At 56.8% G+C, this 509-nt stretch carries 1 protein-coding gene; it reads left to right on the top strand.

From position 1 onward, the window contains the following. Positions 1-26: 26 nt before the first annotated feature. Positions 27-509: hypothetical protein (locus tag CXR03_RS18015; RefSeq protein ID WP_146070577.1), on the top strand; the 483-nt coding region annotated here is incomplete at its 3' end.

The raw sequence follows: 509 nt of genomic DNA, 5'->3' as shown, positions 1-509 counted from the left end.
GCGGAGGACCATTTGAGGAAATTGCAATGAAGATCACCGATGCGGTGTCCCTGATAACTATTGCGGCCTTGCTGCTTAGTATTTGTCTGCGGATGAGGCCGAAATCGGGAAAGACCTACGCCCCGCTGTTTTGGGTGCAGGTCTCCGGTGTGTGGATGCTGGGCACGTCACTTAGCTGGATCTACCCCACGCTCGATGCCGCCCTTGGCGGGCGGAACTACCTGAACCTGACCTCTCATCTGCTGTTTTTGGGCGCGAGCTGGATTTACACCGTTGTGCTGGCCGAACCCTTTTTTAGGAATCGCCCAAAGCCAGCAACTCTGAGCAACTGGGTACCCATCATTGCCGCGATAGGTGCCACTGGCAGTTTCGTTCTGCTTGACGCTGATACGACCTCGCGCGGCCTGAACGCATTCACCAACGAGCCGGCATGGATCGGCTACTGGGTGTTCAACATAATGACGCTTTGGGTGCCGGCGATCACCCTGGTCCCACTGTTGCTGGGAGTC

The organism is Arthrobacter sp. 08Y14 (assembly GCF_002929455.1).
GTDB classification, from domain to species: Bacteria; Actinomycetota; Actinomycetes; order Actinomycetales; family Micrococcaceae; genus Arthrobacter_B; species Arthrobacter_B sunyaminii.
Note: the sequence above shows the minus strand (reverse complement) of the source record. Positions and strands in the feature narration are given on the sequence as shown.